The organism is Propionibacterium freudenreichii subsp. freudenreichii, from assembly GCF_000940845.1.
Taxonomy (GTDB): domain Bacteria; phylum Actinomycetota; class Actinomycetes; order Propionibacteriales; family Propionibacteriaceae; genus Propionibacterium; species Propionibacterium freudenreichii.
Genome location: NZ_CP010341.1, coordinates 1,897,402 through 1,912,007, shown reverse-complemented (window position 1 = coordinate 1,912,007; position 14,606 = coordinate 1,897,402). Strand labels below are relative to the sequence as shown.

Sequence of the window (14,606 nt, the reverse complement as noted above, 5' to 3'; positions counted from 1 at the left end):
ACTGACCGAACAGACTCCCGATACAGCGCTTGGCAAGGTCCCCAGAGCAGGTGGCGATGCCTCGGGAAGCGGCTCACCCCTAGATGTACTTCCCCGTGACGTTGTGAACGCGGGCTGAGGGAGTCTGGCCGCCGATCCCGGTGTGGGGTCTGTGGTGATTGTAGTGATGGAGCCAGGTCTCGTAGGCTGCGGCGCGCTCGGCTTCGCTGGCGTAGGGCTTCGCGTAGGCCCACTCGACGGCGAGGGTCCGGTTGAACCGCTCGACCTTGCCGTTGGTCTGCGGCCGGTATGGCCGGGTCCACTTGTGCTTCACCTCGTCGCCGAGCGCGTCAGCGAAGGCGCCTGACCGGTAGCAGGAACCGTTGTCGGTCATCACCGCGGTGACTGTGACGCCCAGGCCTGCGAAGAACGCGTTCGCGCGGGTCCAGAACCCCGCTGCGGTCTCTTTGCGCTCGTCGTCAAGGATCTCTGAGTACGCGATCCGGGAGTGGTCGTCCACGGCGTGGTGCAGATACCGGTAGCCGCGAGAGCCGGCTGCCCCGGCACGGGCTGCCTTGTCGCGGGCCACTCCCGCGTGACGGTCCTGCATGGATCCGCGACCGTGGGCACGCCACCCGCCGCCGTCGGGGATCCGGCCTTGTTTCTTGATATCTACGTGCACGAGCTGGCCCGGCGCGGCGACCTCGTACCGTTTCGGCTTCGGGCGGCGAACCGGCAGCCCGGTGGCCTGGTCGATGTTGATCAGCTTCGGCATCTTGTATCGGGCGAGCACCCGACCGACCGTGGAACGGTGCAACCGCAGGTGATACGCGATCCGGTGCGGACCCCACCGGCGAGTGAACCGCAACGCGACGATCCGATGCTCCGTCTTACGCGAAAGCCGGTTCGGTGACGAGGTGGGCCTCGAACTACGGTCGATCAACGGCAGCCCTGCCCGGTACCTGTCGGCCCACCGCTTCACCGTCGCGGGCGAGCACTGGAACCGTTCCGCCGCCCGCCGCAACGACCAGCCCTGTTCCACGACGAGAACAGCAAGACGACGACGCCCTTCCGGTGTCAAGGGTGCGTTAGCGTGAGTCACGAAGACCTCCGTGGTCAGGAGAGTGAGTGTGGTAACCCACATCCTGCCCGGAGGTCTTCGCTACCTCACCCGTTCACAACCTCCCGGGGAAGTACACCTAGAGAGGGGCATTCGGTGAGTTTACAAAGACGTATCTGGGCCATGGGCGTGGGTGCCTTCGTAGTGATGACCACTATCCTGATCGCTACCCCGATCACGATGAGTTATCCACCCACTCCCGGGCAGATCGCCTGGGTCATCACTGGAGTGATTGTCTTGTCCCTCATCAGTTGGCGCATCATCAAGCATGGGCTATCCCCACTCATCCGCGTCGCCCAAGACGTTGAGGCCACGACAAACCTCGATGCGGGGCGCCGCATCGAGACGGCGCCCGGTCTGCCCGAGCTGGACGGCATCGTGCTGGCCCACAATGCCCTCGTCGAACGCCTGCGCGCGCAACGTCGTGCGACGGTTTCGGCTCTGATCGAGGGTCAGGAGTTGGAGCGTGCTCGCTTATCCCGTGAGCTCCATGATGACGTCGGACAGACCCTCACTTACGCACTGCTCTTGTTGCAGTCCGCTCAAGATGACCCGCATAGCCAGCAGAAGATTGCCATGGCGCAGGATGCCGTTCGGACCAGCCTGCAAACCGTCAGGCAACTGGCCGCCCACCTGCGCCCCAGCGTGTTGGCCGACATCGGCCTGGTCAGTGCGCTCACGTCTTTGGCCACAGCTCACGCCGAGGCCACCGGTATGGCCGTGCGCCGCGAGATCAACCCCGTCCCCGACCTGGGCTGGGCTGCGCAGCTGGTGGTTTACCGGGTTGCTCAGGAAGCTCTGACCAACTGTGCGAAACACTCCGGTGCCAGTGTGGTGACCCTGTCTCTCACCCACCGGGAGAACCTCGTCCAACTGGTCGTAACAGACAACGGCAAGGGCCTTGGTGAGGCTATACCCGGCACCGGCATGGCGGGCATGCGAGATCGCGCGCGATCCATCAACGCAAACTTGAACGTCGCCGACAATCCCGACGGTGGCACACGCATCGAACTGCGCATCAACCTCGACACTCTCCCAAAGGAATGACCATGCACACGCCGACAACCCGAATCTCTCGCGTGCTGCTGGCCGATGACCACACTCTGCTGCGCCAAGGCATGAAAATGATGCTCGACCCCCAACCCGACTTCACCGTCGTAGCCGAAGCGGCTGATGGAGCCCAAGCACTGGATCGCATCAACCACGGCGACATCGACCTCGCTATTCTCGACATCACCATGCCCCGCATGACCGGGCTGCAAGTTGCCCGCGAAGTGTCCCAGCGCAAGCTGCCTACCCCAATGCTGATCCTGAGTATGCATGACAACGAGCAGTACCTGTTCGAGGCCCTCAAGGCCGGTGCAGCCGGCTATGTGCACAAGTCCATGGCAGACCGGGACCTGCTCCACGCGTGCCGCGCAGCCGTGCGAGGCGAGCCTTTCCTCTACCCAGGTGCCATGTCCACCATCATCCGCGAGTACGTCCAGCGCGGCCAAGCCAACGAAGGCGACCGGCTCCTGACCCCCCGCGAAGAGGAGATCCTCAAGCTCATCGCCGAGGGCCACTCCGGCAAAGAAATCGCCGAGATGCTGTTCATCAGCCCCAAGACCGTCGAACGGCACCGCGCCAACTTGCTGGAGAAGCTCGGGATGAAGGATCGCCTCGAACTGACCCGCTACGCCATCCGCGTCGGACTCATCGAGCCCTGAACCGGACACAGCGGCACGGCAGCTATCCCCAGCTTGTGCATATGTGGTCAGTCCGTTGTGGGTGTTAGCACCGATGGTGATCGGCCGTGGTCAGTGCTGGAATGGGACGTGCTGGGTTCATGGCCATGTGCCGGGCCTCGCTGACCATCATCGGCGGTTGGCCTGCTTTGCGCGGGCCTTCTTGTCGCGATCCCTGTCCTGAGTGACCCTCGGAGGTTTTCCATGTCCAAGACTTTTCGCACACTGGCCCTGATCGAGCTGTTTGGTGCAGCACTGCTGATCCTGCTCGGTTTCATGCTCATCTGGTGGCCAGGGCTAACCCTGCAATCCCTGGTGATGTTCTGCGGCGCCTTTCTGCTCGTCGAGTCAATTTCGGCGATGATCGGCGCATGGCGCTGTTACGGCGTCCTGCGTTGGCTGCGAGGCGGAGTGGGGGCCCTGGGCGTCGCACTAGCCCTACTCATCGTCCTCCTGCCTGGTCTCACCTTGTCGTTCATCGCTGCCGCCGTTGGCCTATGGACCATCATGTGTGGCTTGGGCCTGATGACCGAGAAAACTGCTCGGCGTCGCTGGCTGTACGTCCTGGCTGGCGTGTTGCTGGTCTTGGCAGGCATCTGGTTCATCTTCAACCACGCCGCTGCGATCATCACCATCGGGCTCTGGGCCGGCATGTCGCTGCTGGTTCTCGGCATGTCCCAAGTTGCAGCGGCCATCGCCGTGTGGCGTGCGGCCAAGAACAGCTGACCGACCAAGCAAACGCCTACGACCCGTCCAACCACAACTCGGTCTCTTCTAGGAGTCTCGCCATGATGAGAAACAGCCTTCCCGCGCGGACTGTGGCAGCAGCCATTGCGATGACCGCACTGATTCCGCTCACTTCCTGTAGTGCCACCGCGCCGAAGACGCCAGCACCAGTGGCGTCCAACAGCCCCCTGACAAGTCCGACCTCGGGGAACAGCTCTGTTACCTCGTGCAGCATCGACGATCCGTCCTGGACGACACTTGCTGAGAAGGTGAGCCCGTCCGTGGTGTCCGTGGAGGTCTCCAGCGGCGGCCACCCGGTGGGCGAGGGCTCGGGGGTGGCAGTTGACGAGCACCACATCGTCACGAATGCCCATGTGGTGGGTGATGCCACTGATAGCGACGTGTCGGTCACCCTGTCCGACAACAGCGTCCAGCCGGTCACCATCGCCGGTCGTGATCCGATCACTGATCTGGCCGTGCTCACGCTGCTGGACACGAAGCTCACCCCGATCCCGATTGCCAATTCGGCCCAAGTGCGCACCGGGCAGCCGGTGATGGCCGTGGGCAATCCGCTGGGACTGTCAGGGACTGTGACCACCGGCATCGTCAGCGCCCTCAACCGTCCAGTGACTGCCTCCGAGCAGGGTACAGGGCCCAGCGTCGCGACAGTGACCAACGCGATCCAGACCTCAGCACCGATCAACCCGGGCAATTCGGGTGGTGCTCTTGTCAATGGCTGTGGCGAACTGATCGGCATCAACTCATCCATCGCAACATTGGGGCCTGGCAGCGGCAGTATCGGCATCGGGTTCGCGATTCCGTCCGACGAGGTGTCCATGGTGGCCCAGCAGCTCATCCGTGACGGCAGAGCCCATCACGCCCAGCTGGGGATCTCCGTGGCAGACGGCATCGCAGCACGGGGGACGCAGCAGATCCGAAGTGCCATGGTCGCCTCGGTGGTTGTCGGTAGCCCGGCCCACAAGTCAGGTCTACAGGTCGGAGACCACATCATCAGCATCGACGGTGTTGCAACCACCTCGGCATTGTCCTTGGTAGGGCATGTGAGGGGACTTCCCGTCGGGAAATCGGTGAACCTGCTGGTGGTGCGCGACGGCAGGGAGCTGACGGTGTCCGCGACGCTTGCCAGCGACTGACTCCGCGAGGTTCCGACCCCGCGCGTCGGGCACGGCGTCGGTGCTCGCTCACGACCCGAAGGTCGTTGATGCCCAGCCATTCAAGGCCGGCGGCGGCGAACTCGTCTTCCAACCCAACCGCAGTCTTCCACCTCCGGACGCGGTCCTTGCCCGTGCGGAGCAGCTTCGCTGTTCGTGGTTTCTTCAGGGCTCTGATCGCCCCGCTTACTCGCCCAAGGAGGCATAGTGAGGCAGTGGGGATCATCTCGGCCACTTTGGGTGTCGCCACCCATCGACTAGAACCCCGAAGTCGGGAACAGTAGATGACGTGAGAGCGCACCGGTCACGCCAGTGCTTCTCGATGATCTTTCATAGTTCGCAACAAAGGAGGAGAACAACCATGGCACGTTCAGTCGGTATCGATCTCGGCACCACCAACTCTTGCGTCGCCGTCCTCGAAGGCAGCGAGCCCACCGTCATCCCCAACGCCGAAGGCTCCCGCACGACGCCGTCGGTAGTCGCGTTCGCCAAGGGTGGAGAGGTACTCGTCGGCGAAGTCGCCAAGCGCCAGGCCGTCACGAACGTCGATCGCACCATCCGCTCGGTCAAGCGCCATATGGGCACCGATTGGTCAGTCAACATCGACGGCAAGAAGTACACGCCGCAGGAGATTAGCGCCCGCGTCCTGCAGAAGCTGAAGCGGGACGCCGAAGCTTACCTGGGTGAGCCCGTCACGAACGCGGTCATCACTGTGCCGGCGTACTTCAACGATGCTCAGCGACAAGCCACCAAGGAGGCCGGCGAAATTGCGGGTCTGACCGTCGACCGCATCATCAACGAGCCCACCGCGGCGGCGTTGGCGTACGGCCTCGACAAGGGCGACAAGGAGCAGAGCGTCCTCGTCTTCGACCTCGGCGGTGGCACGTTCGACGTTTCGCTGTTGGACATCTCCGACGGTGTCTTCGAAGTCAAGGCCACGAACGGCGACAACCGTCTGGGCGGCGACGACTGGGATCAGCGGATTGTCGATTGGCTGGTGACGCAGTTCAAGAACGCCAACGGTATCGACCTGAGCGCGGACAAGATGGCCATGCAACGTCTGCAGGAGGCCGCCGAGCGCGCCAAGATCGAGTTGAGCTCGGCGCAGGAGACCCAGATCAACTTGCCGTACATCACGGCCGGCGCCGCAGGGCCGCTGCACCTGGACGCCAAGCTGACGCGCGCCGAGTTCCAGCGCATGACGAAGGATCTGCTGGACCGCTGCAAGACTCCGTTCCAGGCCGTCATCAAGGACGCCCACACCTCGTTGGATAAGATCGACGAGGTCATTCTCGTGGGCGGTTCCACCCGTATGCCGGCCGTCGTCGACCTGGTCAAGGAGTTGTCGGGCAAGGAACCACACAAGGGTGTAAACCCTGACGAGGTCGTGGCCATGGGCGCTGCGCTCCAGGCTGGTGTCCTCAAGGGCGAGGTCAAGGACGTCCTGCTGCTCGACGTCACCCCGCTGTCCCTTGGGATCGAAACCAAGGGCGGCGTGATGACGAAGATCATCGAGCGCAACACGACGATTCCGACCAAGCGGTCCGAGATCTTCACGACGGCCGAGGACAACCAGCCGTCGGTCATGGTGCAGGTGTACCAGGGTGAACGTGAGTTCGCCCGCGACAACAAGCCGCTGGGCAACTTCGAGCTGACCGGTCTGATGCCTGCCCCGCGCGGGGTTCCGCAGGTCGAGGTCACGTTCGACATCGACGCCAACGGCATCGTGCACGTGTCCGCCAAGGACAAGGCCACGGGCAAGGAGCAGTCGATGACCGTCACCGGCGGCTCGGCGCTTGGCAAGGACGACATCGACCGGATGGTGAAGGACGCCGAGGCGCACGCCGAGGAGGACAAGAAGCGTCGTGAGGCCGTCGAGATGCGAAATCAGGCCGATGCCCTGGCGTTCCGCACTGAGCAACTACTCGCCGACAACGCCGCGACCATCGGCGACGATGTCAAGGCACCCGTCGTGGAGGCCCTGGACAAGTTGAAGGAGGCCCTGAAGGGCACCGGCAACGATGACCAGGTGAAGGCTCTGATGGAGGAGCTGAACGAAAAGACCTCAGTGATGGGGCAGGCGGTCTATGCAGCAAGCCAGGCACAGGCTCAGGGACCGGCATCGCCGAGTGAGCAGGAGACATCCTCCGACGATGACGTGGTCGACGCGGAGATCGTCGACGACAAGTGATGCGCCCGGTGGGGTCGCCTTGCGACCCCACCCATTCCGGCGATCACCACGCGATCGGCCCGTAGCGGCCCGCGCTGCGAGCGCTTCGCGTGGTCCTGAGCCCATCCACGGTGGCCCTGCCTGTCAGGTGCTGCCACGACAATCACCCACAGGAGGAAGCATGAGCACAGACGACGTGACCACCACGCCCACTCCGCAGCCAGCGGCCGACGAGGTGCTTGCTCCTGAAGCGCAGCTCGAAGCGTTGCGTGATCAGGTCGCGCAGCTGGAGAGCCGCTTGGCGGAACGTACTGAGGACCTGCAGCGGCTGCAAGCCGAGTACATCAATTACAAGCGACGAGTCGACCGTGACCGGGACCTGGCGCGCCGCGCGGGAAAGGAACAGATTCTCACGGACCTTCTGCCCGCCTTGGATGCGATCCAGCTGGCCGACCAGCACGGCGAGCTGGATGGCCCCTTCAAGATGCTTGCCGACCAGATCTCCGCAGTGGCTGCTCGGCACGGCCTGAGCAGTTACGGCCAGGTCGGAGACCAATTCGACCCCACCCTGCATGAGGCATTGATGCAGCTGCCGATGTCTGGCGCCACCAAGACTTGTGTCTCGCAAGTGATGCAGCCAGGTCACCGCATTCACGACAAGGTCCTCCGCCCTGCCCGCGTCGCAGTCAGCGAGCCGGACACACAACAGCCCGCCACCGAGTCCAGTACGCACGGAGATGAGGAGCGATGAGCGCACAGGATTGGGTTGACAAGGACTTTTACAAGGTCCTGGGCGTGTCGAAGGACGCTACAGCCAAGGACATCAAGAAGGCCTTCCGTAAGCTCGCTCGTCAGAACCATCCCGACCAGCACCCCGGCGACGCTGCTGCTGAGGCCCGGTTCAAGGAAATCTCGGAGGCAAACTCTGTCCTGTCCAACCCCGACTCGCGACGAGAGTACGACGAGATTCGCGAGATGGTCGCCAATGGCGGCTTCCGCTACGGCCGCGGCGCAGGATTTCCGGGAGCCGGTGGCCAGTACGCCTATGGAAACCCCGCCGGTGGCCCCTACACCTACAGCTATTCGACTGGTGGGTCTGCCGAGGACCTCTTTGGCCAAGGTGCGGGTTATGAGGACATCCTGGGCGGCTTGTTCGGCCAAGGCGGTGCTGGCTTCAGCGGTGCTCGGCGGCCCAGCGGCCCTCGGAAGGGCGCTGACATCGAGGGGGAGGTGACCATCGGCTTCCTCGAAGCTGTCAAGGGCACCACCGTTTCGATGCAGCTGGTCTCTGAGGTGGCGTGCACAGCTTGCGGCGGCGCTGGCATCACCTCGGGAAACCCGCCACAGGTATGCGGCTCCTGCCACGGCACCGGGCGGGTACGCCAAGCCAAGACCATGAAGGTGCGCATCCCGGCAAGCGTCGACGACGGCCAGACCATCAGAATCAAGGGCAAGGGCTCGGCCGGCCTAAACGGCGGTCCGGCGGGCGACCTGCTGGTCCGCGTTCATGTCACCCCGCACCCACTGTTCGGCCGCAAGGGGCGAGATCTTACCCTGTCCGTGCCGGTCACCGTCGACGAACTCATCCTGGGCGCCGATATCGAGGTGCCCACCCTCGAAGGCGGACGAGTGAAGGTGCGTATCCCCGAATGCACCCCGAACCGGCGCACCCTGCGTGTGCGAGGCAAGGGCGTCACCACCAAGGCGGGAACCGGCGACCTGCTAGTCACCGTCGAGGTCGTCATGCCGACGTCGCTCAACGACCGGGCCAGGCAGGCAATGCGCGACTTCGCCCGCGCCGTAGGCCAGACCAACCCCCGCGCTTCGATCCTTGGGAGGAACTGAGATGACCACCACCGACAACAGCGTTCATGACGGTGTGGTGTTCACCACCAGCCAGGTGGTGCTCCTGACCGGTCTGCACCGCCGCACGCTCGAAGCCTTCGAGCGCGCCGGCATCGTGAGCCCACGCCGCAGCGCCGCCGGCCAAGCGAGCTACGACCAGCACGACCTTGTGCGGCTGCGCCAAGCGCGGAACCTGGTTCAGCGCGCCGGGATGGACCTCGACGAAGTCCGACAGCTCTTCGCGTTGCAAGACCAGATCGAGCAGACCCGCCAACGCTTGGATCAGATGGTGACCGAGCTGTGGGAGGTCTTGGACCGGACCGTACCCACCCCCAGTGGGCGAGTGTTCACCACGGGCAGCGATGGCAGGGCATGGCCCGGCCGTCAGACGATGACGGGGCGTCGGCGCCTGCAGCGCTAATCAGCCCGGCTGGCACAGCGCGCCACAGCCACTACTCCGTGTGACGTGCAATGTCGTGTTGTGCCTGCCGGCCGAATTTCACAACTTCGATACTCAACTGTGCGACCGGCCTCGAAGGCCTCATTCGTAGTAACCCAGGGCCGTTCACCACAGAGCCCGTATCACCGGCGGCCAACCTCACGACAGAGCCTCATGTGCCCGCCTTCGCAGCGTCCTCCGGCCGCGTGAGTTGGTAGTTGGTGGACGGTTCAGCGTCCCGATGGCAGCGCGAGTCGGAAACGTGACGCTCGCGTCGGGTAAGGAACCCCAACGAACCTGACCCTGTCGTGGGGAGCCCGCGTCGTTCCTGCTTGGTTACGTCGCCGGTCGTGCTCTTGATCCCGCAAACCCGTACTCTTGCCTACTCACGTCTGTGACTGTTGAAACTGCCCGTCATTGTTGAAGTGTGCATCCTGTTGCGCACGATGATCCTTGACGCCAGTTGCTACTTCCTTACTCGGAACGGGTTGACCGCACCAGAGGCAGTGCCGCTCAGCCGTCTTGCGTTGCTCGACACGGTACTGAGTAGGGGTGATCCCCGCGAATCGCTTGAACTGCTCAGACGCATGACCCCGATCTCGCCAACCGACCTGTCTGGAGATTTCAAGAACCGATAGGCGGGTATCCCGTAGCAGACGAGCCATCTCCTGAACACGCCGACGTGTGAGCTGACGGCCCCGGCTGGCTCCACCTCGTCGTCCTCTGGGCATGCTGGAACGCACTGAAGTTCATCATCATGGGACCCGTGAGCGTCGTCCTGCTCATCCGCGCGCGCCTGCGCGAGGCCGCGATCCGTCGCCACCAGCGCCACTACTCGCTCGTCGAGGCAAGCCCGCGTGAGCCAGCTCTTCGCGTCTAGGCTCAACCGCCCACGGCAGCGAGCGCTGTGATGCGAGAACCACGACGCCCGCCAGGCCGGATCACGACACCGTGCGAAGCGAGCGCTTGCCGGATCGCCTGAGGCCCCGCCCCGACTCTCATGCCGACCTCTACCAGCGTCAACCCGCTGAGGTAGAGGTCGGCTGCTTCGTGGATGCGGGAAGGATCGAACCGTCCGCGGCGGATGGTGACCTCCCGACGGGTGAGGTGGGTGGCGACCGTGCGGCGGTTCACTCCGAACACGGATGCCAACTCCACGAGCGTCGCGCCCTCGCGGTACTGCGCCACCAGATCGTCGACCTGCTCGGGCCGTAGCAGGGTTTGAGCCATCCCAAGTGATCGCACCACTCGACCCCTGGAGTCGGAAACGGTAGGCTCCGAGGAGCGATGGTCGTGGTCGTAGAAGCCCCGTGACCTGCGCAAAGACAGGGTTTTCAGGTGTGGGCAGGGGTTCTCAAACTCTCTACGGAGGTCCACCAGTGAGAAGCAGATGAAGGGGTCCCCGCGTCGTGCGGGGACCCCTTCATCTGTCACGGGCAAGGATCCGGTTTGGGCCCGGTATCGACGCACGCATCAGCATTCATCGCAGGAGATGGGCTGCTCGGCGGCTGGCCTCATGCAGGGTGTCCAGCGCGTTCTCGATGAGCGGGTCCACGTGGCGTGCCCGGCGGCGCTTCACCTGGCGGTACGAGATGCCCCCGCCGACCCAACCGAACAGGCCCAGTGCCCCGAGCGCGACGGACAGCACGGCCAGTCCGGCATTCATCGCGAAGACCGAACCAGCCAGGAATGCCGATCCCACGATGCCGATGGTGACGGCCACGACCATCGCTCGTGAGGTCTTGGACCTCTCGAGCGAGATGATCGTCGTGAGGGCCGTGTCGGCCTCCTCCTGCAGCGCGCGCACCATGTCACGATTCTTGAGGTTGCGATCCCTCTTGAGCTGGAGTGTCACGGTCTCGGATCGCTGGGTGCGGCCCAGGGGAACGGAGGCGACGGAAGTCGTCGCGCGGGGATTTTCCACCGTCCAGCCGAAGCCGGGGTAGGTGTCACGGAACAGCGGCTCAAAGGTGTGGGGCACGCGCACGGTGGCGTACTCATAGGCCGTGTACTCATCTGTTGCGGGCGCATTCTGGACGGTCATGGGGTTCTCCCTCGTGGTCGGTTCTGCTGGCTCGGCTGACATGAATCAAGCTTCGACGCCACGCCGGGTGCGCACATCGTCCCCGCGGACCCATCGAAGTAGTCCATGTGCAGTACGCGTGATCGCTGCCATGCGGGGAGGATGGGAACCATGACATCCACGGCACGCCCGGCCATTGCCACGACCGGGCCCAGATGGCGCGCGCTTCCGCGCGTGGCACAGATCACGGTCCAGGTCATCCTGATGGTGGCAGTGGGCGTCGAGGTGGTCACCGTGGCGGTCAGTCGGGCGCCGGTGATCCAGTACGTGCCCGCCGTGGCGATGACCGCAGGAATCCTCCTGGGACGCTTCGGGCGCTCGTGGGGCTACGTGGGATTGGGGCTGGTGGCCCTGGCCCCGATGATCGCGGTCCTCGTGGACCGTCAGGCGACCGGCATCTGGTCGATGGCCTGCCTTGCCGCCTTCTGGTTCGTGCTGCGCGGCCTGTCCGCATGGGTGGTCGGTGTGGTCATCGGTGTCGCCAATTTCGTGGCGGTGGGGTGGGAGGCCGGCACGATCGACGTGCGCTACGACACCAGCTCGTCCGTCTCGGCGTTTGCGGCAGCCGTCTGCGCAGCCATCGCGAGCGCGCTGCGGGGAAACTACCGGTACCGCGTCGAGGCCGAGGCGCGGATGAGGGAGGCCGAGCAGGGCCGTCAGGCCGCCGTCGAGCGGGGAGTGGCCCAGGAGCGGCTGCGCATCGCCCGGGACCTCCATGACGGAGTCGGCCATCAGATCGCGGTGGTTAACATGCACCTGGGTGCCGCCGAGGTTCATCTGAGCGATCCCCGGGCGCTGCGTGGTGACCTGGTCGCCGCCCGGGCGGCAGTGCAGGCCGTGTTGCGGGAGACCCAGCAGATCCTGGCCGTCCTTCGTGTGGACGACGCGGGGGAGCGCCCGCAGGCGACGCCGAGCCACGCGGTGGTGGGCGACCTGGTGGAGTCCTATCGTCAGGCGGGCATGGTCGTGAATGCGAACCTCGGGAGTTTCGGTATTGCGCTGTCCGGTCAGTCCAGTGTCGCCGTCTATCGGGTGGTGCAGGAGGCGCTGACCAATGCACACAAGCATGGGGTCGGCCCGGTGTCGTTGGAGATATCCCAGAATGGGGAGGGCCTTGTGTTCATCGAGGTGGCGAACATGCGTCGCAGCACGTCGTCCCCGGGACCGGGCGGTGGAAACGGGTTGATTGGAATGCGGGAGCGAGTGGAATCGGTCGGCGGTAGTTTGCGGACACGCGCAGACGATCGTCTTTTCTGGATCGTTGCCACGATTCCTGCCGACGGTCGGGAGGCACGATGACCACGGTGATGCTGGTGGATGACCAGGAAATGATCCGCAAGGGATTACGGGTGATCATTGATGCCTATCCCGGGTTGGACGTGGTTGCCGAGGCGGGTGATGGGTTCACGGCCGTGCGGCGCCTGGACAGCGTGCAGGTGGACGTGATTCTCATGGACCTGAATATGCCCGGCATGGACGGGGTGGAAGCGGTGCGCCGGATCCGCGAGGCCCGTGGACCCGAGGGCCCCCGCATTCTGGTGCTGACCACTTTTGATCAGGACGAGAACGTGCTTGCCGCCATGCGCGCCGGCGCGAACGGCTTTCTTGGCAAGGGCGCTGGACCCGACGAGTTGGCGGAGGGAATCCGAAGGGTTGCAGCCGGTGCCCACGCCCTGTCGGACAATGCAATCGGCGCTCTGGTCAGCCACGTCAGCGATCCCCATGCGGTGCCGCCGGACCCCGACAAGGCGAAACTGTTCGAGGGCCTCACGCCGCGTGAGCTCGAGGTCGTTCGCCTGGTGGTCGAGGGCCTCGACAATGCGGAGATTGGTCGACGCGTCTTCATCTCACCGTTCACCGCCAAGACGCATGTCAATCGAGCGATGGCAAAGGTTGGCGCTCGGGACAGGGCCCAGCTGGTCTCCTTGGCCGTCCAGGCCGGTATCCGACCCTGAGGAGGACGGTTCGGCGCGCCAGTTGGATTTGGCCTGTACTACGGCGGATGCAGTAGTGATCCAGCTGCGTTGGGAGGACGCGGCCGCGGCTCCCCGCTGTGATGGTGGTGTGTGTGGTCGATCAGGCCGCCAGATGTCCACCCCAGCAGGAGGCGATGCGCCATGCAGTCCGAAGATCCGCCGTCGAACCTCCCCGTGCGCGACGGCCTGGCGAAGATTCGCAGGGGAATGGGTGACGCCAATCTTCGCTATCTCTACTTCAGTGTGCTCGCGGTGCCGGGGCACCTGGCGATGGCGGGCGCGAAGGGCGTCGTATTGTTCACGGGATTCTCCGCCTTCATGGCGGCAAATGTCCTGTTCACACTTGGCCTGGCCGCGATGAAGGTCGTGGTGATCAGGGCTGCATGGGGAGCGGGTTCAGCCAGCGCTTGCGTGCTGCCGCGCGCATATCAGGTGATTGGGGTGCTGGTCATCGTGTTCTCTGCTGCCTTTGCGGTCTCCTGCCTTCCATTGGCGCTTGGCTCGAGTAGTAGTGGCAATTACAGCCGCGTCCAGGCAATCGCCATCGCCACGATCACGTTCACGGAGTTGGCGATGGCCGTCCACGGCCTGTTGTCGTCAGGTCGACGACGTAATCCCCTGATGGAGGCCATCAAGCTCAGCAACCTGGCGGCATCGCTCGTGCTGTTGGTGATCACACAGACTGCGTTGCTCTCCTTTGCTGGTGAGGGCGGGGATCCTTCCCGGTACAACGGGTGGTTCGGCATCGGTATGGGGTTATCGGCGGTCTCGGTGGGCGTTTACATGGTGGTGCGGCATGCCCGCCTTTCGAAGCGGGATTTATTGGGGCCTGATTCCCAACCCGCGAATTTCGTGCCCAATGCTCCTAGAGTGCGAAGACGGCCCCGCACCATCGGCGGCTCGGGGTCACCGGCGGCATGATCGGCCGGCAGGTCAGCAGGGGTCTTCTTTCTTGGAGGGGGGCTGTGATGGATCGGGACATGCAAACGGATCAGGGCAAGCGGGGCCCGATCAGGCCGGATCTCGGAATGATGCCCGGGATGAACTCATCGCCCACGGGTCCACCCTTCCGGGATGGTGGGACCAGGCAACCCGGAAGTTCCGGACTCGTTGTGTCCGTGACGATTGTCATCCTGCTCCTGCTGGTTGCCGTGGTCTGCCTCATGGCCATCGGCTAGGCGTTGTGGGGCACAAGAAGTTGTCGTCATGTGTTGGCGATGAGGGGGACTGCGTGGGGAGTGATGCAGGACAGATGGCGACGAATCACCTGATCTTGAAAGAGAGTCAGTGCGTTCTGATCCGCGCTGATGTACTCCCGGCGCCTCAGCGGCATCGCTGGCCCGAGTCCCACGTTCACGCCTCGGGTTGG

At 64.2% G+C, this 14,606-nt stretch carries 17 protein-coding genes; 12 read left to right on the top strand and 5 right to left on the bottom strand.

The window, feature by feature from the left end:
- Positions 1-79 precede the first annotated feature (79 nt).
- Positions 80-1,081: an IS481-like element ISPfr17 family transposase gene (locus tag RM25_RS08370; RefSeq protein ID WP_044636823.1), complete on the bottom strand. Its 1,002-nt coding sequence runs from the start codon at positions 1,079-1,081 to the stop codon at positions 80-82.
- A 165-nt stretch (positions 1,082-1,246) separates the two neighbouring features.
- Between RM25_RS08370 and RM25_RS08365 the strand changes: the two genes are divergently transcribed.
- The 3 genes from RM25_RS08365 (at position 1,247) to RM25_RS08355 (ending at position 3,552) form a co-directional block, all read left to right on the top strand.
- Positions 1,247-2,146 carry a sensor histidine kinase gene (locus RM25_RS08365; protein ID WP_157761762.1) on the top strand — a complete coding sequence of 300 codons (900 nt, stop codon included), beginning with the start codon at positions 1,247-1,249 and terminating at the stop codon, positions 2,144-2,146.
- A complete protein-coding gene (locus tag RM25_RS08360) occupies positions 2,143-2,808 on the top strand; it encodes a response regulator (RefSeq protein ID WP_013161655.1) in 666 nt (221 codons plus the stop codon). The genes RM25_RS08365 and RM25_RS08360 overlap by 4 nt, the downstream gene beginning before the upstream one ends.
- A 222-nt stretch (positions 2,809-3,030) precedes the next feature.
- The gene (locus RM25_RS08355) at positions 3,031-3,552 is read left to right on the top strand and encodes a DUF308 domain-containing protein (protein WP_013161654.1); all 522 of its coding nucleotides are present in this window, start codon (positions 3,031-3,033) and stop codon (positions 3,550-3,552) included.
- 16 nt (positions 3,553-3,568) lie between these two features.
- Here the strand turns inward: RM25_RS08355 and RM25_RS12990 are convergent, their stop codons facing one another.
- Positions 3,569-3,787: a hypothetical protein gene (locus RM25_RS12990; protein WP_013161653.1), complete on the bottom strand. Its 219-nt coding sequence runs from the start codon at positions 3,785-3,787 to the stop codon at positions 3,569-3,571.
- A 34-nt stretch (positions 3,788-3,821) separates the two neighbouring features.
- Here RM25_RS12990 and RM25_RS08345 point away from each other — a divergent pair, with 34 nt between their 5' ends.
- The 5 genes from RM25_RS08345 (at position 3,822) to RM25_RS08325 (ending at position 9,160) form a co-directional block, all read left to right on the top strand.
- Positions 3,822-4,706 carry a S1C family serine protease gene (locus RM25_RS08345; RefSeq protein ID WP_196485146.1) on the top strand — a complete coding sequence of 295 codons (885 nt, stop codon included), beginning with the start codon at positions 3,822-3,824 and terminating at the stop codon, positions 4,704-4,706.
- Positions 4,707-5,085: 379 nt separating this feature from the next.
- Positions 5,086-6,915: a molecular chaperone DnaK gene (dnaK, locus tag RM25_RS08340; RefSeq protein WP_013161650.1), complete on the top strand. Its 1,830-nt coding sequence runs from the start codon at positions 5,086-5,088 to the stop codon at positions 6,913-6,915.
- Positions 6,916-7,075: 160 nt separating this feature from the next.
- Complete coding sequence (gene grpE, locus RM25_RS08335; protein ID WP_013161649.1) at positions 7,076-7,645, top strand: nucleotide exchange factor GrpE; 570 nt, start codon at positions 7,076-7,078, stop codon at positions 7,643-7,645.
- Entirely contained in the window at positions 7,642-8,739 is a 1,098-nt protein-coding gene (locus RM25_RS08330; RefSeq protein WP_013161648.1) for a DnaJ C-terminal domain-containing protein, read from the top strand. The genes grpE and RM25_RS08330 overlap by 4 nt, the downstream gene beginning before the upstream one ends.
- A gap of 1 nt (position 8,740) precedes the next feature.
- Positions 8,741-9,160, top strand: coding sequence for a MerR family transcriptional regulator (locus RM25_RS08325; protein ID WP_013161647.1), 420 nt, complete (start codon positions 8,741-8,743; stop codon positions 9,158-9,160).
- Positions 9,161-9,564: 404 nt separating this feature from the next.
- Here RM25_RS08325 and RM25_RS13545 read toward each other — a convergent pair whose 3' ends face one another.
- Positions 9,565-9,909: a helix-turn-helix domain-containing protein gene (locus RM25_RS13545; RefSeq protein ID WP_080516130.1), complete on the bottom strand. Its 345-nt coding sequence runs from the start codon at positions 9,907-9,909 to the stop codon at positions 9,565-9,567.
- Between the two features lie 26 nt (positions 9,910-9,935).
- On the opposite strand from RM25_RS13545, the gene RM25_RS13255 reads away from it, so the two are divergent.
- Entirely contained in the window at positions 9,936-10,058 is a 123-nt protein-coding gene (locus RM25_RS13255) for a hypothetical protein (protein WP_013161645.1), read from the top strand.
- Between the two features lie 2 nt (positions 10,059-10,060).
- Here RM25_RS13255 and RM25_RS12985 read toward each other — a convergent pair whose 3' ends face one another.
- Both RM25_RS12985 and RM25_RS08310 read right to left on the bottom strand, forming a co-directional pair.
- A complete protein-coding gene (locus RM25_RS12985; protein WP_230579893.1) occupies positions 10,061-10,408 on the bottom strand; it encodes a hypothetical protein in 348 nt (115 codons plus the stop codon).
- Positions 10,409-10,658: 250 nt separating this feature from the next.
- A complete protein-coding gene (locus RM25_RS08310) occupies positions 10,659-11,222 on the bottom strand; it encodes a hypothetical protein (protein WP_013161643.1) in 564 nt (187 codons plus the stop codon).
- Positions 11,223-11,435: 213 nt separating this feature from the next.
- Between RM25_RS08310 and RM25_RS08305 the strand changes: the two genes are divergently transcribed.
- The 3 genes from RM25_RS08305 (at position 11,436) to RM25_RS08295 (ending at position 14,158) form a co-directional block, all read left to right on the top strand.
- On the top strand, positions 11,436-12,560 hold the full coding sequence (locus RM25_RS08305) for a sensor histidine kinase (protein ID WP_052809167.1): 1,125 nt from the start codon (positions 11,436-11,438) through the stop codon (positions 12,558-12,560).
- Positions 12,557-13,216 (top strand): response regulator, encoded by a 660-nt coding sequence (locus RM25_RS08300; protein WP_013161641.1) that lies wholly within the window; start codon positions 12,557-12,559, stop codon positions 13,214-13,216. The genes RM25_RS08305 and RM25_RS08300 overlap by 4 nt, the downstream gene beginning before the upstream one ends.
- Positions 13,217-13,378: 162 nt before the next feature.
- A complete protein-coding gene (locus RM25_RS08295; protein WP_013161640.1) occupies positions 13,379-14,158 on the top strand; it encodes a hypothetical protein in 780 nt (259 codons plus the stop codon).
- The last annotated feature ends 448 nt before the right edge of the window (positions 14,159-14,606 follow it).